22 protein-coding genes are annotated in these 22,136 nt (G+C 61.4%); 13 read left to right on the top strand and 9 right to left on the bottom strand.

Annotated features, from left to right (window positions below; translation table 11 throughout):
- Nucleotides 1–70: 70 nt before the first annotated feature.
- The 3 genes from ACQZ5H_RS13660 to ACQZ5H_RS13650 are packed head-to-tail and all read right to left on the bottom strand — an operon-like array spanning nucleotide 71 to nucleotide 4,067.
- On the bottom strand, nucleotides 71–1,453 hold the full coding sequence (locus ACQZ5H_RS13660) for a sensor histidine kinase (RefSeq protein ID WP_199628984.1): 1,383 nt from the start codon (nucleotides 1,451–1,453) through the stop codon (nucleotides 71–73).
- Nucleotides 1,450–2,127, bottom strand: coding sequence for a response regulator transcription factor (locus tag ACQZ5H_RS13655; RefSeq protein WP_199628985.1), 678 nt, complete (start codon nucleotides 2,125–2,127; stop codon nucleotides 1,450–1,452). The genes ACQZ5H_RS13660 and ACQZ5H_RS13655 overlap by 4 nt, the downstream gene beginning before the upstream one ends.
- Before the next feature lie 26 nt (nucleotides 2,128–2,153).
- Nucleotides 2,154–4,067 (bottom strand): adenylate/guanylate cyclase domain-containing protein, encoded by a 1,914-nt coding sequence (locus tag ACQZ5H_RS13650; RefSeq protein WP_112719840.1) that lies wholly within the window; start codon nucleotides 4,065–4,067, stop codon nucleotides 2,154–2,156.
- Nucleotides 4,068–4,201: 134 nt separating this feature from the next.
- Between ACQZ5H_RS13650 and ACQZ5H_RS13645 the strand changes: the two genes are divergently transcribed.
- The gene (locus tag ACQZ5H_RS13645; RefSeq protein ID WP_449098019.1) at nucleotides 4,202–5,266 is read left to right on the top strand and encodes an ABC transporter substrate-binding protein; all 1,065 of its coding nucleotides are present in this window, start codon (nucleotides 4,202–4,204) and stop codon (nucleotides 5,264–5,266) included.
- Nucleotides 5,267–5,273: 7 nt separating this feature from the next.
- Here ACQZ5H_RS13645 and ACQZ5H_RS13640 read toward each other — a convergent pair whose 3' ends face one another.
- Nucleotides 5,274–6,233: an acetylxylan esterase gene (locus ACQZ5H_RS13640; RefSeq protein ID WP_449098018.1), complete on the bottom strand. Its 960-nt coding sequence runs from the start codon at nucleotides 6,231–6,233 to the stop codon at nucleotides 5,274–5,276.
- Here ACQZ5H_RS13640 and ACQZ5H_RS13635 point away from each other — a divergent pair.
- The 7 genes from ACQZ5H_RS13635 to ACQZ5H_RS13605 all read left to right on the top strand — a co-directional run bounded on the left by ACQZ5H_RS13635 (nucleotide 6,232) and on the right by ACQZ5H_RS13605 (nucleotide 14,356).
- Nucleotides 6,232–6,438 (top strand): hypothetical protein, encoded by a 207-nt coding sequence (locus tag ACQZ5H_RS13635; protein WP_148194692.1) that lies wholly within the window; start codon nucleotides 6,232–6,234, stop codon nucleotides 6,436–6,438. The genes ACQZ5H_RS13640 and ACQZ5H_RS13635 overlap by 2 nt on opposite strands.
- A gap of 214 nt (nucleotides 6,439–6,652) precedes the next feature.
- Nucleotides 6,653–8,578, top strand: coding sequence for a methyl-accepting chemotaxis protein (locus tag ACQZ5H_RS13630; protein ID WP_449098017.1), 1,926 nt, complete (start codon nucleotides 6,653–6,655; stop codon nucleotides 8,576–8,578).
- Between the two features lie 318 nt (nucleotides 8,579–8,896).
- Nucleotides 8,897–9,841 carry a Bug family tripartite tricarboxylate transporter substrate binding protein gene (locus ACQZ5H_RS13625; RefSeq protein WP_112719701.1) on the top strand — a complete coding sequence of 315 codons (945 nt, stop codon included), beginning with the start codon at nucleotides 8,897–8,899 and terminating at the stop codon, nucleotides 9,839–9,841.
- On the top strand, nucleotides 9,838–10,329 hold the full coding sequence (locus tag ACQZ5H_RS13620; protein WP_112719700.1) for a tripartite tricarboxylate transporter TctB family protein: 492 nt from the start codon (nucleotides 9,838–9,840) through the stop codon (nucleotides 10,327–10,329). The genes ACQZ5H_RS13625 and ACQZ5H_RS13620 overlap by 4 nt, the downstream gene beginning before the upstream one ends.
- A gap of 12 nt (nucleotides 10,330–10,341) precedes the next feature.
- A complete protein-coding gene (locus tag ACQZ5H_RS13615) occupies nucleotides 10,342–11,859 on the top strand; it encodes a tripartite tricarboxylate transporter permease (protein WP_112719699.1) in 1,518 nt (505 codons plus the stop codon).
- A 263-nt stretch (nucleotides 11,860–12,122) separates the two neighbouring features.
- A complete protein-coding gene (locus ACQZ5H_RS13610) occupies nucleotides 12,123–14,015 on the top strand; it encodes a methyl-accepting chemotaxis protein (protein ID WP_449098016.1) in 1,893 nt (630 codons plus the stop codon).
- 173 nt (nucleotides 14,016–14,188) lie between these two features.
- Nucleotides 14,189–14,356: a hypothetical protein gene (locus tag ACQZ5H_RS13605; RefSeq protein ID WP_165402725.1), complete on the top strand. Its 168-nt coding sequence runs from the start codon at nucleotides 14,189–14,191 to the stop codon at nucleotides 14,354–14,356.
- A 102-nt stretch (nucleotides 14,357–14,458) separates the two neighbouring features.
- On the opposite strand, the gene ACQZ5H_RS13600 is transcribed toward ACQZ5H_RS13605, so the two are convergent.
- The gene (locus ACQZ5H_RS13600) at nucleotides 14,459–15,556 is read right to left on the bottom strand and encodes a DUF475 domain-containing protein (protein WP_199628991.1); all 1,098 of its coding nucleotides are present in this window, start codon (nucleotides 15,554–15,556) and stop codon (nucleotides 14,459–14,461) included.
- A 401-nt stretch (nucleotides 15,557–15,957) separates the two neighbouring features.
- Between ACQZ5H_RS13600 and ACQZ5H_RS13595 the strand changes: the two genes are divergently transcribed.
- Both ACQZ5H_RS13595 and ACQZ5H_RS13590 read left to right on the top strand, forming a co-directional pair.
- Nucleotides 15,958–16,191 (top strand): hypothetical protein, encoded by a 234-nt coding sequence (locus tag ACQZ5H_RS13595; protein WP_199628992.1) that lies wholly within the window; start codon nucleotides 15,958–15,960, stop codon nucleotides 16,189–16,191.
- 31 nt (nucleotides 16,192–16,222) lie between these two features.
- Entirely contained in the window at nucleotides 16,223–16,402 is a 180-nt protein-coding gene (locus ACQZ5H_RS13590) for a hypothetical protein (RefSeq protein WP_449098015.1), read from the top strand.
- A 33-nt stretch (nucleotides 16,403–16,435) separates the two neighbouring features.
- On the opposite strand, the gene ACQZ5H_RS13585 is transcribed toward ACQZ5H_RS13590, so the two are convergent.
- Both ACQZ5H_RS13585 and ACQZ5H_RS13580 read right to left on the bottom strand, forming a co-directional pair.
- A complete protein-coding gene (locus ACQZ5H_RS13585; RefSeq protein WP_449098014.1) occupies nucleotides 16,436–16,933 on the bottom strand; it encodes an MgtC/SapB family protein in 498 nt (165 codons plus the stop codon).
- Between the two features lie 64 nt (nucleotides 16,934–16,997).
- On the bottom strand, nucleotides 16,998–17,555 hold the full coding sequence (locus tag ACQZ5H_RS13580) for a fused DSP-PTPase phosphatase/NAD kinase-like protein (RefSeq protein ID WP_449098013.1): 558 nt from the start codon (nucleotides 17,553–17,555) through the stop codon (nucleotides 16,998–17,000).
- Between the two features lie 207 nt (nucleotides 17,556–17,762).
- Between ACQZ5H_RS13580 and ACQZ5H_RS13575 the strand changes: the two genes are divergently transcribed.
- A complete protein-coding gene (locus ACQZ5H_RS13575) occupies nucleotides 17,763–18,461 on the top strand; it encodes a hypothetical protein (protein WP_112719692.1) in 699 nt (232 codons plus the stop codon).
- A gap of 5 nt (nucleotides 18,462–18,466) precedes the next feature.
- Here ACQZ5H_RS13575 and ACQZ5H_RS13570 read toward each other — a convergent pair whose 3' ends face one another.
- On the bottom strand, nucleotides 18,467–19,012 hold the full coding sequence (locus ACQZ5H_RS13570) for a hypothetical protein (RefSeq protein WP_449098012.1): 546 nt from the start codon (nucleotides 19,010–19,012) through the stop codon (nucleotides 18,467–18,469).
- Nucleotides 19,013–19,205: 193 nt separating this feature from the next.
- Entirely contained in the window at nucleotides 19,206–19,403 is a 198-nt protein-coding gene (locus ACQZ5H_RS13565) for a CrpP-related protein (RefSeq protein ID WP_130282132.1), read from the bottom strand.
- A gap of 252 nt (nucleotides 19,404–19,655) precedes the next feature.
- On the opposite strand from ACQZ5H_RS13565, the gene ACQZ5H_RS13560 reads away from it, so the two are divergent.
- Nucleotides 19,656–21,335 carry a sulfatase-like hydrolase/transferase gene (locus ACQZ5H_RS13560; RefSeq protein WP_449098011.1) on the top strand — a complete coding sequence of 560 codons (1,680 nt, stop codon included), beginning with the start codon at nucleotides 19,656–19,658 and terminating at the stop codon, nucleotides 21,333–21,335.
- 142 nt (nucleotides 21,336–21,477) lie between these two features.
- Entirely contained in the window at nucleotides 21,478–21,615 is a 138-nt protein-coding gene (locus tag ACQZ5H_RS13555) for a hypothetical protein (protein WP_199628999.1), read from the top strand.
- The last annotated feature ends 521 nt before the right edge of the window (nucleotides 21,616–22,136 follow it).

Raw genomic sequence — 22,136 nt, 5'->3', positions numbered from 1 at the left:
CTGTTCCCAAGGCGATAGTGTGCAATGCAGCGAAAGAATGCAAGGCACAAAGGTTAACGGCTGGAAGGCTTTACGACAGTTTTGCGAAGGTGACCGAAGCCTTGAGGCCCTTTCCATCCGGGCCATTGGCGAGCGTCAGGCTGGCATTGAAGAGATTGGCGATCTCCTCGACGATCGGCAGGCCGAGACCGGCGCCGGGCGCGCCCGAATCGTTGCCGCGCGAGAAGCGCTGGCGCACGGCTTCAAGCTTTTCCGGCGGAATGCCGGGGCCGTTGTCCTCGACTTCGAGCGCCACCGTCTCGCCGTTGCGGCAAACGCGGACGGTCACCTCGGCGCCCTTTCCGGCATAGGCGATGGCGTTGCCGGCGAGATTGCGCAGGAGTTCGCCGATCAGCAGCGGCTCGGCGCGGATCATCGCGGCACCTTCGCCTTCGAAACCGAGATCGATCCCCGCCTCGGCGGCGGTCGGGATCAGCTCGCCGGTGATTTCCTGGGCGATCGGGGTGAGATCGATCGCGGTCGCCGTCAGCGCCTCCTTGGCGGTTGCGGCATCGATCTTCGCCATCAGCAGCAGCTGGGCAAGGATGCGCTCGGCATGAGCGACCGCCTGGTCGCCTTTCAGGGCTGAACGGTGGGCTTCGTCCAAGGTCGCGGAGCGGGCGGAGAGCGCAAGCTGCGTGCGGATGATTGCCAGCGGCGTGCGCAGCTGATGGCTTGCATTGCCGGTGAAATTGCGCAGCGCGTCGAGCGCCGACTGCAGGCGGACCATGAAGCTGTTGACGGTATCGACGAGCGGCTCGACTTCTGTCGGGACCGACTGGCGGATCGGGTGAAGGTCGTCGGGGCTGCGCTCGCCGATGGCGTCACGGAGCTTGTAGAGCGGGCGAAGCGCCACGGTGACCGAGATCCAGACGATAACCGCAGCGCCGGCGATCATGAACAGCAGGCGCAGCGCCGAGCGCAGCAGGATGGCGCGGGCGAGCTGGCGGCGGGCGATGGTGGTCTCGGCAACGGTGACGGCGAATGGCACGGAGCGGATACCCGTCGAGGCCGAACGCCGGAGCGTGGCGACGCGGATCGGCTCGCCGCGGAAGGTATCGTCGGCAAAGCCTGCGACTTCGCCGGATGTGTCGGCAAGCGTCGGCAGGTTCTGATAGCCGGTGATGAACTCGCCGGGCGGTCCATCGACGCGGTAGAAGACCCGGTCCTGGGCGGCCGAGGTCAGCATTTCCAGTGCGACATAGGGAATGTCGACCTCGAGCGTTCCGTCTTCGGCAACGACGACACGCTCGGCGATCGCCAGCGCCGAACCGGCGAGCACGCGGTCGGAAACGATGTTCGATGTCTGGATCGCCTCGCGATAGGTATCGGCGAGCGCCAGCGTTCCGATGATGGCGGTGGAGATCAGCAGCCAGAACAGCAGCCTGCGGCGCAGCGAATAGGCAGCGCTCATGCGGCCTCGGTCAGTTTGTCGAGATAGTAGCCGATGCCGCGGGCGGTCTTGACCGTCAGGCCATAGGGCGCGAGGCGCTTGCGCAGGCGGCTGACATATTGCTCGATCGCATTGGCCGAGATGTCATCGTCGAAGGCCGTCAGCGACTGGATGATGGCTTCCTTGGCGACGACCTTTCCGGCGCGCATGAAGAGGATTTCGAGCAGGCCGAGTTCGCGGGCGGGGATATCGATCTGCACGCCGGCTGCCGAGAAGGTGCGGGAATTGAGATCGAACGAAACCGGGCCATACATCACGGTCGCCGAATGCAGCCCCGCCTGCCGGCGCAGCAGAACGCGCACGCGGGCCTCGAATTCGGCAATGTCGAAGGGCTTGATCAGGTAATCATCCGCACCAAGATCGAGGCCGCGGACGCGCTCTTCGGGCGTCCCGCGTGCGGTCAGGATCAGGACGGCGGCCTTGCTCTGGCGGGCGCGCATGTTGCGCAGCACTTCGAGCCCGTCCATCTCCGGCAGATTGAGATCGAGAATCACCAGATCGAAGTTTTCAGCGGCGATGACGGCATTGGCGGAGGCTCCGTCATGCACGACATCGACCGCATGCCCCGTACCGCGCAAGATCGCGGACAGGCCATCGGCAAGCGCGACATTGTCTTCGGTCAGCAGGATGCGCACGGATGTTTCCTTTTTTGGAAAGGAGATTACAGGGCGGGTGTGCCGCTGTCATCAGCCGTGCTGTCGGTGTTTTTGCTGATGCGGGGGTGAGCTGCCTCTTCCTGCTGCGCAATCTCGCGCAGCCTGATGAAGCGCGGGTGGGTACGGACGTTGTCCAGGTCGGAATCGTTGTCGAACCATTTGATATGGTAGATCGAGCTGCGCACCAGCAGCCTTTCCAGGAGCACCATCGCCTCGTCCACATCGCCGAGGACGGAATAGACGCAGGCGAGATTGTACTGCGCGACGATGTCATCGGGGTCGATGGCGATGGCGCGGGCCGCCCAGTTGCGGGCTCGGCCGGCATCGCCGAGATGGGCGAGCGCCAGCGCGCCGCGATGCGCCGGCCCGGAATTTTCCGGGTTGAGGTTGAGGGCCCGTTCGGCGCGCAGCAGCCCGAGCTTTGCCCAGTTTTCGGTGTCGGCGGCGCGCCCGAGCGAGCGGTAGGCGCTCATCAGGTGGATCGGCGATACGTAATCGTCGGTGCGGATATGGGCGGCGCGGGTGAAATAATGCACCGAATTCGCATAGTCGCCGCGCATGAAGAAGAAGCGGCCGTAGTGGAAATTCGCTTCATAGAGGTTCGGGTCGAGGGCCAGCGCGCGCTCGAAGGATTCGATCGCCTGCTGCTCCTCGCCGTTCTGATGCAGCGCCAGCCCGTGTGAGGCATGGGCCTCGGCCAGATCAGGATTGAGCTCCAGCGCCCGGGCGCTCGCCTTGAGAATCTGCTCGACGGAGACCTGATCCGGATCCCAGTCGCGGATGGCGGCGTCACAATCGGCAATACCGGCATAGGCGCGGCCATATTCGGGATCGAGCTCGACGGCCTTTTCGAACATGCGGCGGGCAAGGACGAGATAGGATTTCGTCCAGGTATGGGAGAGCTGCCGGCCGCGGAGGTAATAGGTATAGGCCTCGACATTGGCGGTCGGCTCTTCGGCGATCGCCTTGCGCTCCTCCGGCAGCAGCCGGATCTTCAGCTGGCCGACGATCGAATTGGCGATCTCGTCCTGGATGGCGAAGATGTCGGTCAGGTTCCGGTCATAGCGGTCGGCCCAGAGGTGGTCGCCATTGGTGGTGTCTATCAGGTGGCTGGAGATGCGCACGCGGGTGCCCGCCATGCGCACGCTGCCCTCCAGCACATAGCGGACGCCGAGTTCCTGGGCGACCTGCTTGATGCGCACCGAAGTGCCCTTGTAGGTGAAGACTGTGTGGCGCGGCACGACATGCAGGCTGGAGACCTTGGAGAGATCGGTGATGATGTCCTCGGTGATGCCGTCGGAGAAGTAGTCCTGCTCGGTATCGCCGCTCATGTTCGTAAAGGGTAGCACCGCTATGAAGCAGGTGTTGCGGCGCTGGGTGGCGCTGCGGCTGCTGCCGGAACCCTTGGTGATGTCGATGGTATAGACCTGCACCGGCTGCTTGATGTTTTTCAGCGCATGCTCGCCCTGCAGCTCGAAGCCGACATTCAGGCGGGTGCCGACTTGGTCACGGACCGAGCCGGACACGCAGATGCCGCCGGGCTGCGCGAGCTTTTCCAGCCGCGCCGCCACGTTGACGCCATCGCCGAACACGTCACCATCCTGGACGACGACGTCGCCAAGATTGATGCCGATGCGGAATTCGATGCGTTGTTCCTTCGGTACGCCCTCGTTGCGCGCCGCCATGTTTCGCTGGATTTCGACCGCGCAGGCAACGGCATTCACGACGCTCTGGAACTCGACAAACATTCCATCGCCTGTCAGCTTGAATGTCCGGCCCTTGTAGTCGGAGATCCTGACATCGATCAGTTCGCAGCGGTGACGGTTGAGAGCCTGGAGGGTGCCGGACTCGTCGATACCCATCAGGCGGCTATAACCCACGACGTCGGCAGCGAGTATTGCACTCAGCCGTCGTTCCAACATCCCCTCCATGAAAACGGTCTAATTTAGCTTAACTTCTTTTGAAGTTCTTGTCGCGGGGCGACTGCGATTTTGCCGCTTTGACTAGAGTATCGGCGCTTGCTCCCGTTTTGCACGCATGCAATCCTTGGGGCATGAGGAGACTTTTCATTCTTTTACTAATGCTCTGTCCGGGCTTTGCTTACGGCAACCAGACCTTCTACCCGGCAAAGTCGGGCAAGGCGGATGCCAGGGTGCTGACGGTTTATTCGTCGCTGGACGAGCCGCTTGCCAAGCCGATGATAACGGGCTTCCAGCATGCCAATCCCGATGTGGCGATCCGCTATGAGGATATGCTGACGGGGGAGATCTACGACCGGATCGTGCGGGAAACCGATGCCGGCAAGAAGACGGCTGATTTCGCCTTTTCATCGGCGATGGATCTGCAGGTGAAGCTGTCCAACGACGGTTACGCGCAGGTCAGCAACCTGCCGATGAGCGGGCGCTGGCCGAAATGGGCGAACTGGCGCAACACCGCCTATGCGTTGACCTTCGAGCCCGCCGTCTTCGTCTATCACAAGCCGAGCTTCAAGCATGAGGCGGTGCCGTCGTCGCGTGCCGAGTTCGTCGATTACCTCACGCGCAAGGGCAACGCCGTTTATGGCCGTATCGGTACCTATGACATCGAGCGGTCGGGCGTCGGCTTCCTGTTCATGGCGCGCGACCAGGAGCAGTTCGGTGATATCTGGTCGGTGATCGGCGCCATGGGAGCGGCGGGCGTCAAGCTTTACTCGACGAGCTCGGCGATCCTCGAGCGCGTTGCCGATGGGCGCTTCGTGCTCGGCTACAACATCCTCGGCTCCTACGCCGCCGACTGGGCAGCCCGGCATCCGGATGTCGGGATCGTGCTGCCGAAGGATTATACGGTGGTGATGTCGCGCATCGGGCTCGTGCCGCAGGCAGCGGCCGACCCGGAGCTCGGGCGGCAATATCTCTCCTTCTTCATGTCGAGGCAGGGGCAGACGATCATGGCGCGCGAGCTGCAGATACCTGCCGTCAGCCCTGAGGTGGCGGGCGACAATACTGCCAACACCATGCAGGAGCTGCTCGGCGCGCAGCTGAAGCCGGTGCCGGTCAGTCCCGGTTTGATGGTCTATCTCGATCAGGTGAAGCGGGCGCGGCTGATCGCCCATTGGAACGAGGTGCTGCGCCGGCAGTAAGTCCGGCTCAGCGTCCCTTGAAGAAGGCCGCGGTCCGGCCTCTCAGTTCTTCATTCTGTTCGGCCGCGCTGTCATAGTCGAAATGGCCGGCATCGAGGATGAAGACCTCCTTCTCGCCCGGCAGCGCATTGGCGACGGAAAACTGGCAGGGGGGTGCCACGGCAGGATCGAACCGGGCGGGTGCGACGAGCATCGGCACGCGGATGCGCGTTGCGGCCGTTGCGGCATCGAAGAAGCGCAGGGTTTCCAGAACGCTGCCGTGCTTTCGCTGATATTGCTGGACGGAATCGGCGCTGCCGACGGTCGGCAGGCGCAGCCAGAGCGGCCGGTTTCCGAAGGTCGGCACAGTCAGGAAGCCGCGGTCGATACGCCGGTCGAAGGGGATCGCCAGGGCGCCCAGCCCGCCGCCGAAGCTGACGCCGGAATAGCCGATTGCGCCATCGAGCCAAGGGTAGAGTGCGATCAGCGCCGACACGCCAAGCCAGATATCCTCGACGCAGCCGCCGATGACATAGCTGTCGCGGCTCTCGATGCCATGCAGCACATGGCCGCTGGCCTCATTCGGGATCGGTGGATGGGCACTTCGCGACATCCCGCGGGCGCAGAAGAACAGCACGGCGGTGTCTTCGACGGGCATGTCGAGGTCCGGCTGATCGCGGCCGCCATAGCCGTGACCGACGACGAGGCCGCGGCGCACCTGTCCGTGCTTCGGCAAAAGCAGCCATCCGCCGATCGTGAGGCCGTCCGTCGAGGCGTAGGTGATATCCAGCACATGCCAGCGGGCATGTTCGGTCTCGCTACGCGAAACGGCAGGTTTCGGGTCGATGGTGAGTGCCCGGGAGTAGCGCTCTTCCCAGAAAGCATCGAAGCCATCGGGCGCTTCCGGCGGACGGATCGATTGCAGCGCCGACAGGGTGGCGCCGTAGGTGGGATCGAAGGGAAACGGATGTTGCTTCGGGATGCTCATGGCACATTCATTTCCCGAAAGCCTGATGTGCGCAAGCGGCTTTGATCCAGCTATTTTAAAGCTGGGTGAGAGCGGGAATTTATACTTACGCATATTCTCAAGTGATAATATTTATGCCATTCCTGCAAAAGAAAATTTTACTCTGAAAGTAAGAAAAACTTACTTCGGCCGAGTGCCGCCGAAAATGCCGCTTTTTTACATCTGATTTTACAAGTTCGTTGTTTTTATTACTATTTTTTCTGTGTCGCATTTAGCGAAAATTAATCGAAAACCGGTGGTTATTCTCGATATGAAACGGCTTGCGCGGGGCCGTCAGAATGTCCGTGCGGGCGGCATGAAGCTGCAAATCATATCTCTCCACAATGACGGGGCGGGGGAGCGCGAGAGCGCGGGGCCCCCTTTTTCAGAGGTTCTTTTTCATGAAGCGTCCAAACGTAAAAACATCGATGGTGGCGATATTCGCGGTCATCGCGGTCTTGTTCGGCCTGACCGGCTTTATTTCGCTGCGCAGCCTCAACACGTTCAACGAAAATGCCGACGACTTCGCGACCAGCTATCTGCCGGGCGTTTCGAAGGCGACCGATATCCAGCTGGCGCGCTACTCGCTGCGCGGCTCCTACGGCGACTACGTCATGGGCCGCACGGAAGGCGGTCCGGATGGCTTCGTGAAGAAGATCAAGTCGAAGCAGGCGGCGCTGCTGAAGGCCGTTGCCGACTTCAAGGATCAGGTCGATACCGATGCCGAGCGTGAGGCCTTCACCTCGATCGACGATACGTCCTCCAAATATGTCTCCGCGGGCGACAATCTGATTGTGCTCGTCCAAGCCGGCGAAAAGCAGAAGGCGATCGATGCCTTCGACAAGGATCTCGGCCCGATCGCCGACGAGCTGGCCGCCAGCGTCGACAAGGTGGTGAAGTCGAACCAGGCACTGGCTGCCAGTGCTGCCGCCGAAAACCGTTCGGAATTCAGCCGGACGCTGCTGATGCTCAGCGTCATTCTCGGCATGAGCGCGCTGCTCGTCTGCGGTGCAGCCTATTTCGGCATTGCCGGCATTGCCAATGCGATCGGCCGGATCACCGGTTCGATGCGCGCACTCGCCAACGGCGATACGCATATGACAGTTGCCGATGCCCATCGCGGCGACGAGATCGGCGAGATGGCAAAGGCCGTCGAAGTGTTCCGTCAGGCTGCGATCGACAATCAGCGCCTACAGGCCGATGCGGAAGCCAACCGCGCCCAGGCCGAGGCCGACCGCGAACGGCTGACGCGTGACGCCGAAAGCGCTGCCCAGGCACGCCTCAGCGAAGCGACCGCCGGTCTTGCGGCTGGCCTGAAGCGCCTTGCCAATGGTGATCTCAGCTTCCAGCTCAACGAAGCCTTCGCGCCCGATTTCGAGCCGCTGCGCCAGGACCTGAACGGCGCCGTCATGCAGCTTGCCAACACGATGAAGGCGATCTCCTCTTCGGCAGGCGCGATCGGCACCGGTACCCGCGAAATCGGCAGCGGTGCTGACGATCTCTCGAAGCGCACGGAACAGCAGGCCGCTTCGCTCGAGGAAACTGCAGCCGCGCTCGATGAGATCACCGTCAACGTCTCGAACTCTTCCAAGCGTGCCGACGAGGCCCGCCAGGTGGCGATCCAGGCAAATGAAAGCGCTGCCCGCTCCGGCCAGGTCGTCTCCAACGCCGTCAACGCGATGCAGAAGATCGAGCAGTCGTCGAACCAGATCTCCAGCATTATCGGCGTCATCGACGAAATCGCCTTCCAGACCAACCTCCTGGCCCTCAATGCCGGTGTCGAAGCCGCGCGTGCCGGTGAAGCCGGTAAGGGTTTCGCCGTCGTCGCCCAGGAAGTCCGTGAGCTTGCTCAGCGCTCGGCGGAAGCCGCCAAGCAGATCAAGGACCTGATCCGCAACTCGTCCGTCGAAGTACAGGGCGGCGTCCAGCTGGTGCGTGAAACCGGCGATGCGCTGAAGACCATTGAGGGGCTGATCGTCTCGATCAACCAGCACATGGATGCGATCGCCACGTCGTCCCGTGAGCAGTCGACCGGTCTCTCCGAGGTCAACAGCGCCGTCAACCAGATGGACCAGGTAACCCAGCAGAACGCCGCGATGGTGGAAGAAACCAATGCCGCCAGCGCGACGCTCGCCTCCGAAGCAGTCCGCCTGCGCGACCTGATCGCCAACTTCAAGCTGGCCGGCGATCACCATCAGGGTGCCTCCGATGCCGAGGCTCTGCGCCGCACGGCCTCTGCAATGGCCCGCAGCGCGCCGAAGGCCGCTGCACCGGTCTATCGCAGCCACGGCAACGCCGCCGTGCAGCAGGAATGGTCGGAATTCTAATTCCAACTGTCTGAAAACAGATCGTAATTCGATCGAACGGCCGGTCCGCTGAAAGGCGGGCCGGCCGTTGCCGTTTGGGTGCCTGGGCGAAAGAATTGCGGCAAAAAAGTGTCAACGGACACTGGATAGGTGGGCGATGTCAGCTAAATGACAGCTTCTTGTGGTGCTTTCGGACACTTCTTCTCCGTGGAGGCGGAGGAAGTTTCGGGAGGACTTGCCGTTCATTTGCGATCGATCGCTCTTTCGCCGGCGGCCGTGCTTCCCCGATCCCTGACAGCAATGACGCGGCTTAAAGCCCGCGCTCAAGGAGGACACGTCTTGAAACATACATTTATCGCCACTCTCTTTGCAGCCGCCATCGCGCTGCCGGCCGTTGCGGCCGATTACACCATCATCGCTCCGGCAGCGCCGGGCGGCGGCTGGGACCAGACGGCCCGTTCGCTGCAGTCGGTGATGCAGCAGGAAGGCATTTCCAGCAACGTTCAGGTTCAGAACGTACCGGGCGCCGGCGGCACCATCGGCCTCGCACAGTTCGCCAACCAGAGCGCCGGCAACCCGAACACGCTGATCGTCGGCGGCTACGTCATGGTCGGCGCGATCCTGACCAACAAGGCGCCGATCACGCTCGCCAACGTTACGCCGATCGCCCGCCTCACCGGCGAATACGAAGCGGTCGTCGTTCCCGCATCGTCCGACATCAAGACCATGGCCGATCTCGTCGCCAAGCTGAAGTCCGATCCGGGCTCGGTCTCCTGGGGCGGCGGCTCTGCCGGCGGTACCGACCACATCACGGCCGGCCTGATCGCCAAGGCTTCGGGCGTCGACCCGACCAAGGTCAACTACATCGCCTTCTCCGGCGGCGGCGAAGCGCTTGCCGCTATTCTCGGCGGCCAGGTCACGGCCGGCATCTCCAGCTACAGCGAGTTCGAATCGCAGGTTAAGGCCGGCACGCTGCGCCTTCTTGCCGTTTCGAGCGACGCTCGCCTCGAAGGCATCGACGCACCGACCCTGAAGGAAGCCGGCACCGACGTCTCGATCCAGAACTGGCGCATGGTTGCAGCCGCTCCCGGCCTGACGGACGAGGAAGTCAAGGTGATCGCTGCCGACGTCGAAAAGCTGCACAAGTCTGCCGGCTGGCAGGAAACGCTGAAGACCAAGGGCTGGGCTGACACCTACCTCGCGGGCGACGAGTTCAAGGCTCAGCTCGAGAAGGACGTTTCGGCGACCGAAGGCATTCTCAAAGAGATCGGACTGGTAAAATGAGCGAGGGTAACACCCCCTCGGCAACGAAGCGCCGCCCTGATTGGGCGGCGCTGGCTATTGCCGTCTTTCTGTTCGCAATCTCGGGCGTGATATTCTGGGATGCGTCTCATCTGAGCGCGATTGCGCAGTACGACCGCGTCGGTCCGGCGACCGTGCCGGAGTTCGTTGCCTTCGGTCTTGCCGCTCTCGGTCTGTGGACGGTCGCGGAAGCCTGGCGTGGCGAGTTCCCGGAGCGCGAGCGCCAGGAAGTTCCGCCGGTTCTCTGGGTGGTCGCTGGTCTGGCCTGTCAGATGATCTTCCTGCGTACCGCAGGTTTCTCGATCGCCACCGGCCTGCTCTTCGGCCTGACGGCGCGCGGCTTCGGCAAGCGCCAGCTGTGGATCTCGATCCCTGTTGGTATCGTCTTCAGTTTCATTGTCTGGATGATCTTCTCCAAGCTGCTGCAGCTGACGCTGCCTGCCGGCTGGCTTGAACATCTGTTCTTCTAAGGTGCAGCCCCCATGAGCACTTTCGAATTCCTTCTTCAGGGTCTCGCGGTTGCATTCCAGCCGATGAACCTACTCTTCGCCTTCATCGGCGTCATGCTCGGCACCGCTGTCGGCGTTCTCCCGGGCATCGGTCCGGCGCTGACAGTCGCTCTGCTGCTGCCTGCCACCTACAAGCTCGACCCGGGCGGCTCGCTGATCATGTTCGCGGGCATCTATTACGGCGGCATGTATGGCGGGTCGACGACCTCGATCCTCTTGAACACTCCGGGCGAAAGCTCGTCGATCGTCACCGCGCTCGAGGGCAACAAGATGGCCCGCGCCGGACGCGGCGGACCCGCACTTGCGACGGCTGCCATCGGCTCCTTCGTCGCGGGGCTGATCGCGACGCTCGGCCTCGCCTTCATCGCGCCCTACATCGTCAAGCTGGCGCTGGTCTTCGGTCCGCGCGAATATTTCGCGCTGATGATCCTTGCCTTCGTGACGGTATCCTCGGCCTTCGGCGACTCGGCGCTGCGCGGTCTGACATCGCTGTTCATCGGCTTTGCGCTGGCCATGGTCGGTATCGACCAGCAGACCGGCCAGGCGCGTCTCTCTTTCGGCATTCCCGATCTGCTCGACGGCATCGAGGTGACGACGCTTGCCGTTGCGATGTTCGCGATCGGCGAGACGCTTTACATCGCTGCCCAGGGCAATCTGGTTGCCGACAAGATCGAGGCCGTGAAGGGTTCGCTCTGGATGACGGCGCAGGACTGGAGCCGCTCCTGGAAGGCGTGGCTGCGCGGAACGGTCATCGGTTTCCCGATCGGCGCGATGCCGGCCGGTGGTGCCGAAATCGGCACGTTCCTCTCCTATGCCACCGAGAAGCGCCTGTCGAAGAACCCGGAAGAGTTCGGCAAGGGCGCGATCGAAGGCGTTGCCGGTCCCGAGGCTGCCAACAATGCATCGGCTGCCGGTACGCTCGTGCCGCTGCTGACGCTCGGCCTGCCGACCTCGGCGACGGCTGCGATCATGCTCGCCGGCTTCCAGCAATACGGCCTACAGCCCGGTCCGCTGTTGTTTGCGACCAATCCGCAGCTCGTCTGGGGCCTGATCGCCTCGCTGCTGCTCGCCAACGCTATGCTGCTGGTTCTGAACCTGCCGCTGATCGGCCTCTGGGTGCGTCTGCTGACCATCCCGAAGCCGTGGCTCTACGCCGGCATCCTGCTGTTTGCGACGCTCGGCACCATCGGCGCCAACCCGTCGGTCTTCGAACTCGGCATGCTGCTCGCCTTCGGCGTGCTCGGCTACATCATGCGTCTCTTCGGCTATCCGATCGCGCCTGTCGTCGTCGGCCTGATCCTCGGACCGCTTGCCGAACAGCAGCTGCGCCGTGCGCTGTCGATCAGCCAGGGCGACCTGACGACGCTGGTGATGTCGCCGATCGCGGCAGGCCTTCTGCTCGTTGCGGCAGCGGCCTTCATCATTCCGCTGATCCTTCGGTTGCGCGGGCGCGGGCAGGTCCTTTCCCAGCTCGCTGCAAACGAAGACTAACAAAAAGACGCCACTAACCCCTACCTGCCAACCGGCCCGCGCAAGCGGGCCGGTTTTTTCGTTTTGACTGCAAGATGATTGGATGGACCGCTTTGTATTCCATAAATTTCGCTAGTGAAATTTGCGGTATTGGCAACCTCTTAGAGTTAATTCTGTTTTAATCCCTCAGTCATTACTTTCATAAGAATCGTATATGATGTCGCATCTTCGTATTTCTATTGCTGATGTCATATACTTTCATATTTTCATTTTAGGATCATTCGATGAAGCGCCCCCGCATCAAGATGTTATTGTCTGCCATTTTCGCCGCCGTCGCGATCATGTTTGCATTGCTTGGATGGATGGCGATCAGCAGCATGAGCATGCTGCACGGCCAGACCGAGGTGATCGCCACGAACTGGATCCCGAAGATCTCGACGGGCAAAAGCATCGAGAGCGCCTTCTACCAGCTCGACAACGCCTATTCGCAGCACATCCTGGCTTCGACGCCTGAGGAGATGAAATCTGCCGAAGCGCTGATTGCCGAGCGGAACGGCGCACTTCAGAAGCAGCTGGAGACCTATCATCCGCTGATCTCGACGCCGAAGGGCGCAGACTTGATCAAGTCTATCGAAGACAGCATCGATGCCTATCGCAAGGCGTCCGAACACATGGTCGAGCTTTCCTCGGCAGGCAAGGATGCGGAGGCCAAGGCTTCGCTTTCCGGCGAGATGCGCACGGCGATGAACAATGCCAGCGCCCATCTGAACGAACTGCTCGACTTCAACACGGCGAGCTCCGAGAAAATCCATCAGCAGGGTGCTGACGTGTTCCGGTCGACGCTGGTATTCGCCTGCAGCCTGATTGCCGGATGCCTTGCCATCCTCATTGCCTCGGTGGTCTTTGCGATTGCCGGTATTGCGCGGCCGATCGAGGCGATCACGGCATCGATGCGCGTACTTGCCGGCGGCAACGACGAGGCGGCGATTCCCTTTGCCGGGCGTACCGACGAGATCGGCGACATGGCGGCGGCGGTCGAGGTGTTCCGTGCCAATTCAGTCGCCAACAAGCGGCTGGAGCGGGAAGGGGCCGAGCAGCGCCATCTCACCGAAGAGCAGCGGCTTCGCACGGCCGAAAGCGATCGCATCAGGGCCGAGCAGATGCGCCAGGCGACGTCGGGCCTTGGAAATGGTCTCAAGCATCTGGCATCCGGCGACCTGTCCTTCCAGCTCGACCAGCCTTTCGCGGAAGATTTCGAATCCCTTCGTGCCGATTTCAACGGCTCGGTGACACAGCTTGCTGAGGTTCTGCGCGCCGTTTCCGCCAGCGCCTCGTCGATAGACAGCGGCAGCCGCGAGATCAGCCAGAGCGCCGACGACCTGTCGCAGCGCACCGAGCGTGAGGCCTCCTCGCTGGAGGAGACGGCGGCGGCACTCGACGAGATCACGGCGAACGTTGCCAATTCCTCGAAGCGTGCCGAAGAGGCGAAGGTCGTTGCCGTTGAGGCGAATGAGAGTGCCGCAAAGTCTGGCGCCGTCGTCTCCGATGCGGTCCGGGCGATGGAGCGCATCGAGCAGTCATCGAGCCAGATTTCCAACATCATCGGCGTCATCGACGATATCGCCTTCCAGACCAACCTGCTGGCGCTGAACGCCGGTGTCGAGGCTGCGCGTGCCGGCGAGGCGGGCAAGGGCTTTGCCGTTGTTGCGCAGGAGGTGCGCGAGCTGGCGCAGCGATCCGCCCAGGCGGCACGCGAGATCAAGTCGCTGATCGGCGCCTCGACAGGCGAGGTCGAAGCGGGCGTGCGGCTGGTGCGCGAGACCGGCGATGCGCTGACGGCGATCGGCGAGCATGTTGCCGTGATCAACCGCCACATGGAGGCAATCGCCACGTCGTCGCGCGAGCAGTCTCTCGGCCTCAACGAGGTCAACGCTGCCGTCAACCAGATGGACCAGGTGACCCAGCAAAATGCCGCGATGGTCGAGGAGACGAGTGCGGCCAGTGCCACACTTGCCACCGAGAGCGGCCGCCTGCGGGACCTGATCGGCAGGTTCAGGCTTGGCCAGCAGCAGGCGACTGCACCTGCGGCAAGGGCTGTCAGCGGGTCGGCTCCGCGTGCGGCGCGCTACGCAGCTTCGGGCAACGCGGCACTGAAGCAGGAATGGTCGGAATTCTGAGTTTCACCACAGCCTGAACGCGATCGAAGCCCGGCTCTCATGTGGCCGGGCTTTTGCATTTCGGCCGCCGCATCGGCGTTTTTGCATGGCAGCGCTGAATTTCCGCGACTTGTGGTAGATGCTGCGATGCACCATATGTGAGCAGTCAATAATGAAGCTAAAGCGAGAAGACAATGTCCTACGTTAAGTCCATCCGTGAAGGTTTCCTTGGCCGCGCCTTCGCCGTCATCGGTGCCGCAAATGCAGTCAGCGCCGCAGTCGATGCAGGCCGCCGTCCGCAGGGCCGTCATCTGAAGACGCTCGGCATCGATGCCGATGTGTTCGATCACATCCGCCGCTAAGCGCCGCTGAAACCTACGCATGAAAATAGCCCGCAACCGGTTGGTCGCGGGCTTTATTTTTATCTTGGTGACTGCGGCTGATGCCCCGCCGCAGTCTTGTTATCAGGCCTCCACGCTCTTGGCGTGATGGCCGTGGGCCAGTCCTTCCGCCGCTTCCTTGCGGTTATGACGGATCGAGGACCAGAGCGAGATGCCGATCAGCGTCGCGCCACCGAGACCGGTGATCACCTCAGGAATGTGGTAGAGCGTCTGGACATACATGATCACTGCCAGGATCAGGATCGCGTAGAACGCGCCGTGTTCCAGGTAGCGGTATTCCGTCAGCGTTCCCTTTTCGACCAGCATGATCGTCATCGAGCGAACATACATGGCGCCGATGCCAAGGCCGATGGCGATGATGAAGAGGTTCTGCGTCAGGGCGAAGGCGCCGATGACGCCGTCGAACGAGAAGCTGGCATCCAGCACTTCCAGATAGATGAAGGCGCCGAGACCGCCGCGGGCGGCTTCGCTCATCGCCCTCTGCGAGGCATCCAGCAGGCCGCCGATGACTTCGACAGCCAGGAAGGTGACGAGACCATAGATCGCGCTATAGACGAAGGTGGTGGCTTCCTCGCCTTCCAGAAGCGACGAGAAGAGCAGGATGAGCAGGAGAACGACAGCGATCTCGATGCCCTTGATGGCCGCACCGCGCGACATCATCCGCTCGAGCGAGGAGATCCAGTGGATATCCTTCTCGTGGTTGAAGAAGTAGGAGAGGCCGACCATCATCAGGAACGTGCCGCCGAAGGCTGCGATCGGCAGGTGGGCGTCGTTCATGATGCGGGCATATTCGGCCGGTTCGCGGGCGGCGAGGATGATCGCGTCGATCGGGCCGATACCGGCGGCGATGACGACGATCGCCAGCGGAAAGACGATACGCATGCCGAAGACGGCGATGACGATACCCCAGGTCAGGAAGCGATGCTGCCACTCCGGCGTCATCTCTTTGAGCTTGTTGGCGTTGACGATGGCGTTGTCGAAGGAGAGCGATATTTCCAGCACGGCCAGAACCGCGCAGATGAAGAAGACGGTCGCCATGCCGCCGATCGTGCCAGTCGATTGCCAGCCGAGAATGGCGCCGAGCGCCAGGCCGACTGCGGTGATGATGAAGGACCAGCGGAAATATCCAAGGGTCGACTTATGGCTTTGTGCCTGGTTCATGGCCGCACCTCATTGGTGCGAACATCGTTTCTGACATTGGGTGTCGTGGAGGAACGCGGCATGCCAGAACGGGCATGCGCGAAAGGCATGGTGAACTTGTTCATCGATTGAAAATCCGCCGGCTCTCTGCAGGCGGTACCGACATCACGAGAGCGCCGTAAAAACTCTCGCCAGAGGGGCCCGGCACCAGTGTTTGTCCATCGCCGATGTTTTTCGCATGGGGGGCAACCACGCACATCTCTGCGGCGACAGATCAGCCCTTAGGTAATCAACTTATACAGGCAGTCAAGAGGGGAGACGTCTGATCCCAGCACGATTTTCTTTGGAACCTTACGCAGCCCCGGCCGTTTGAATGAGGTTGAGCGATGCGATGCATCGCGGGTGCGATGATAAGGAGGCCGATGATGCAGACTTCGACCCACTCCCCCGACAAGAGAACCGAGGCAGCCGACCGCATGAAGCGGGCACGCCCGAACCGCATGCAGAAGGCACAGGTGCTGCCGCCGCATCAGGTGGATCTCACCCTGCCGCAATCGCCGGTGCATGACGTTCATGTTCCCGCGCATGTGACCGGCAGCGATCTTTCCAAGGGCGGCCCGGATATTGCCGCCGATGCCATCAAGAACAAGCGCTAAGCCAGTAGCCACTATGAAAGGTGATACGCGAATGGACACTCGTCTTGTGCCGCAGGACATCTATCTCCAGCATGAAGAAGAATGGCGGATGATCCGCACAGCCGAAGACAGCGGCAAGGATGAGCGCAGAGGCAGCGTTGCCTGGAAAGGCATCAAGGCGAAACCGAAGGCTTCGCCATCCCTCGATCAGGAAAGATCGGTCCGCAATTGATGCAGATGAGCCCGGCCCAGCCGGGCTTTTTCTTTAGTGGTGATCTTTCTTGTCGGAAGCAGAGAGGCGCTTTTCCATCTTGCCGAAGGCATAGAGAACGCAGACGGCCGCCACGGTGGCGAAGAAGGCGATCGGCCAGTAGCCGAAGCCCATGGCGAGACCGATCGCGCCGGACAGCCACATGCCTGCCCCTGTCGTCAGTCCCTTCACCCGGCCGCGGGCAAAGACGATCATTCCCGCGGCCAGAAATGCCACGCCTGCCGTGACCGCTTCGATGACGCGGAGCGGATCGATGCGGACCTGCTGGTCGTCGGCAATGCCGGGCATATGCACGGCCTCGATCGAGATGATGCCGAAGAGGGCGGCGGCGAGACTGATCAGGATATGCGTTCGAAAGCCCGCCGGGTGATCACGGGCCTCGCGCTCGATGCCGATCAGGCCGCCAAGGATGACCGCGCCGATCAGGCGGGCGAAGATAACAGGATAGTGGATGCGCGACTCGGGAAACATGTCGGCAAAGACAAGGTCCATGGCTTTAGTTCTCCAGCGAAGAATTCTTCGCTGACTAACGCCGGCAGGTCACCTTTGTTCGGCTTCAGAAACCGATCGTCTCTTCGTATTTGTCCCAGGAGCTGTACATGGCGTAGCGGCCAAGGCCCTTGATGGCGAAGTTTCCGTAATAGGGGCTGAGCTGGAATTCGGCAGCCGTCTCGCTCATCTTCTCAACTGCGCCGACATAGATCGCCGAGGCAAGGCCGGTCCGGTTGGCGCCGTGTTCGCAGTGGATGAGAAGCGGCTTCGGCGCATCGGCCATGATCTTTGCCAGCTTCTGCGCTTCCGCGATCGGCAACTCGCGCGAGGAGGACATCGGGAAGTCGATAAGGGTGATGCCGTTTTCGGCAGCCGCCTTCTGTTCGTCCGTGTACCATTCCGTGCGCTTTTCGTTGCGCAGGTTCAGGATAGTGCGGATGCCATAGTTCTTTGCGTAGGCGTTCACGTCGGCGCCGCTCGGCTGCGCTGAGCGATAGAGCTCTCCGGCGATCACCTCGTGGAAATTGCCGGTCGCCTGTCCGAGTGCCGCATGCGCGCCAATAAGGGCTGCCAATCCGAGGATGGCGCCTGCGGGCCAGGCTATGAAGGACAGATAACGCATCAGACACCGGTTGCTTTGCGCGCGACTAGCCACCAAAATGGGGGCTCAATGTGACGGATGCCAGACCGCACGCATATTATTCTCAGATAGACCTTGTTCCGCTTCGTTGTCCAGCCTCGGCAGAAGCCTGTGCATAGCCATGCCGCTCGCCAACCTTTCGGAAAGGATTGCCGTCCAATAATCCGGCTACTCACGGGATTCGGGACAATGGCGAAGACAGCGACTCGCGGCCGTAGCCGCAAATCATCGGGACGCAGCAAGAGCAGCGGCAGCGGCATCCTGCCCTGGGCGGCGATCGGCATTCTGACCGTCGGCGGCATCTATGCGCACGACAACTGGAAAAGCGTGAAGCCGATGCTGGCCCGCGCACCCGATGTCTCGACGATCACGGCTGCAATCAAGCCGGATGCTCCGAAGGCCACAGCGCCCAAGACTGCGGAAACGAGGACTGCCGAGCCGAAGCCGGCTGTTGCTCTCGCTCAGCCGCAGCGTCCGCTGCCGCCGGCCGATGTGCCCGTGCCCGCCGCCCAGCCGGTCAAGGCATCGCCGGCCGATACGCTAAGCGGCAAGGCCGCCTTCGGCTATTGCGGCCAGGGCGAGCATGTGAACTGCGTCGGTGATGGCGGGGTGTTCTGGTACAAGGGCGAGAAGATCGTCGTTGCCGATGCGCTGGTGCCAGATGTCACCAATGCGCGCTGCGAAAACGAGCGGCGTCTCGGCTTTGCCGCCAAATCGCGTGTCTTCAAGTTCCTGAATGCCGGACCCTTCACCATGAATACGGCCGGCAAGGGCGGCAATGACGGCGCCCCGCGGGTGATTTCCCGCGACGGCCGTTCGCTTGGGGCGCAGCTCACGAACGAGGGGCTGGCACGCAAGCCAGGCGCCGGCGGCGCCTGGTGCGCCTGATCTGATTATTTCTTGGCGGGTTTGCCCTCGGGCGCAGGCGCTGGTGATGCTGCCGGCGCCTTCGGCTGAACCGGCGCCTTGCCGTTGGTCTGGAAATTGGCAGCGAAGGTGCTGTCCTTGCTCTCGGCGGTGCATTCGATCGCAACCGGCTTGCCGCCATAGGGATTGCCGAAGGTGCAGCTGCCGGCAACCTTCACTTCGCCGGTCATCTTCTGTCCGACGCCCGTGGTCACCAGCGTCAGCGGGATCCGGGCATTGCCGTTCGAGGCAGGCTTGATCGCTTTGCCGTCACCCTGGAAGCCCAGCATCTTGCCCTGTGCCGTGAAGATGAAGGTCACGTCGCCGTTCGGCAGCGCCACGGCCGCGATCTCGTTCTTGCAGGGCTTGGAAACATCGAGCTTGCCGACGACAAGCTTGGAGCACCGGCCGGCCAGCGTGGTGACGCCTGCGCTCGGAAAGTTCTGGGATTGGGCGGAGGCCGAACCGGCAAAGGCAAAGGCGGAAATGGTGGCAGCGGAGAGGGCTGCCGCGGCGGTAATCAGTCGTCTCATAAGGTTGCAAATCCTGTCATGCTGCTCGTCTGATCTGTGACTGGCATGTTTGTGTGTCGGAATTTTGCTTTGTTCAAGCCTTCGAGACCCGCAAAGATAGATGGCAGGCAAAAATGAAACGGGCCGCTACAGGGGATCGCGGCCCGTTCCAGGAAGCGGGGGCGCCTTGGCGGCAGCCGCCCTCTTTATCTCTTCAGTGCTGGCGGTTGGCGTCTTCCATCGACCAGCCAAAACGCCAAGCCTCATAACGCGCGTACCAAGTTTCGAGGGCTGCAGCGTCCCAGATGGGCATGAATTCCGGGTGCGACATAGGGTTGTCACTCAGCCGGCATCCCAGGATGCGATCGCGGATGCCCCGCTCCTGCATATTCAGCAGCTCTTCGATTTCCATATGCGTGCCCTCAACCACCGGCCCCTCAGCCGACCCGTTCAAGGAAACATTTCCCTTTGCTAATGTCCACAAAAGCCGAACTCATCCCCGTTATTCACAGGATTAATCACGAAAAAGCCTTGACGCACTCGGTGATGCGCCAATGCAACTTCTATCTGTTTAATCCAGTGCGAATTTAACCTTATTAGAATCTTGTGATGGATGTGTGCTGTTACGCCAACTATAGATTTTTATGGGTTGTAAGAGGGCGTGATGGGCAAGGTCGTATCGAAGATCATCCGGATATTGTTGCATCCGGCATGTGTTTGCATTGCCGCGATATTGTTTTTCGCGCTGATCCGTTACCTCGATACCCGCTGGCGGTTCCTGCCCTATACATTCGCCGTGACGCTGGTGATCGCGGCGATCTTCTTCCTGTTTTCGCGGCGCCCCGTCTTCTCGTTCTATGGCGCGGCGGCGATCGTGCTGTTGCAGACGGCGGCGTCGATCGTGAAGTTCAAGCTCAAGGGCTATTCGCTGCACGTCTTCGATTTCATCTTCACCAGCACCGATACGGCAATCCTAGGGTTCCTCATCAAGTATTATACGCCGCTGGTGGTTGGGGCGGTGCTGGCACTCGCTGCGACCGGCGCATTCCTCTGGGCGCTGTTCCGCGCTGAGAAGCCATTGAATGCGCCGGTGCTCGTCCGGTTGCCGGCGTTGCTTCTGGCCGTCGGCGTCTCGATCGGCGCACATCCGACGGCGCGGCCGGGCGATCCGCCGTTCATCTTCGGCTTCAACGCCTCGTCGCTCTTCATGTCCTTCTGGCATATTCCGAGCCTGATCGGTGAACCGCCGCTGGCCGCCAAGCTGCGGGCCGTCCAGACGCAGGGTGCGCTTGCGGATACGGTGGAATGCGGGCCGGAGGTGGGAAGGGCCGACCTCTATCTTGTGCTGTCGGAGAGCCACGCGTCGCCGATGCGGTTTCCCGAGATCAGCTTCCCGCCCGAGATCGCCGACACGTTCCGCTCCGGCGACGGTACGATCAAGCCGATGTTCGTCGAAACCTTTGGCGGCGGCACCTGGATGAGCAATTTCTCGATGCTCACGGCACTTTCCAGCGCCGATTTCAGCTGGCAGGCGCCCTATGTGAACCAGCTGCTCGAAGGCAAGATCAAGGGTGCGCTGCCGGAGATGCTGGCGCGCTGCGGCTATCGCACGGTGGCGATCATGCCGATGAAATATAATGCGGTAAACGAAGGGCCGTTCCTGCGCTCGATCGGCTTCCAGGAGGTCTACGACGCCGCCGATCTGGCGCTGCCGGAATGGGGTGTGAGGGACAAACTCTACTTCGACTTTGCCGAAAAGCTGATTGCCGAGCACCGCAAGACCGACACGCGGCCGCTGTTTCTGTCGATGGAGACGATGTTTGCCCATGCGCCCTACGACAAGGAAATGGTGCCGCAGGCTCTCGTGCCCGCCGAGAGCTTTGCCGATGACCGGAAGGTCAATGAATATGCCAGGCGCGTGGCGCTTGCCCGCGCAGATTTGCAGGCGTTTCTGGATCGACGTGCCGAGGAGGCGCCGGAGCGGCGCAGCGTCGCCGTCGATTTCGGCGATCACCAGTCCGAAGCGACGCTCGGCTACGCGCTGGCGCTCGATCCCGCGAAGAACATGTTCGCCGATTTCCGCTCGCCCGTTTACGAAACCTACTTCGCGGTCAGGGGCTACGGCGTCGCTATCGACTATGCAAAACTCGATCAGGCGGAGGACATCGCCTTCGTCATGGCCCGAATTCTGAACGCCACGGGGCTGCCGATCTCGCCGAAATTCAGAAACCTGAATGAACTGAGTGAGGCCTGCGGCGGGCGCTATCACACCTGCAATGACCGCGGGATTGTCGATGAACACCTGAAAAAGCTAGCAAATTCAGGGCTTCTGGATGCCAGCTGACGGCTAAAATCGTCATCACTAATGTTGTAAAAATATCGTTAAAATTGCCCATAACAAGTTTTTGTTCATCTGCCGTTCAGAAAACTGTTTGGGAAAGACGCAAAGTGGCGCACACTCCTCCTTGTGAATAAGGAGATAGTGCATGATTCGATTGACCGCGGCTCTGACGCTGTTCTCAGTCTATGCGTTTACGATGTTCTTCATCGCATCCATTCCTGAGACCCCGTACCTGCAAACCGCAGCAACGACGATAACCGAAGACGCATCGCTTACGAAGTGAGTTGGGCGAAGAGGGCAGGCTTGGGGGCAAGCCTTTGTACAGGGTGGTGGCGTAAATGATACGCTTCCCTGTGTGACAGAGCTTTTATTGCTTTGTCGTGGTGTCAGGAGTTGCGGCCGGGCCGCCTGACTTTGCTGCGAAACCCTCCCATCACCGCGCTGCCGATTTTTATCCAAGCTTTGCCGGCTAGGTTTCAGCGCGTTTCTCATCCCGCTAATAATCAAGACAAAACAAGCTGCCAGAAGCTGGACGACAGCCGTCTGCCGTACGCTTAGGTTGTGCATTTTTCGCCGCTACGAATCGGGCGTTGTTTCTCCATCCTCGCGCAAGCTTAGTGCGACACATATCCCAGCAGGACAACGGCACATTAAGTTGTAATTGCTGGTTGTATGTGCGCCTGGATTTGCAGTTCGCAAATTGAGGCTTCGAGCGCAACGATGTTGCGATTGCCGTGCCGAGGCCGTGGTTGGGGGACCGTGGCTCGGCTCTATGTGCACTGTCCTGGCATCGGCTCCGTCGAG

The organism is Rhizobium sp. 21-4511-3d (assembly GCF_053522545.1).
Note: the sequence above shows the minus strand (reverse complement) of the source record. Positions and strands in the feature narration are given on the sequence as shown.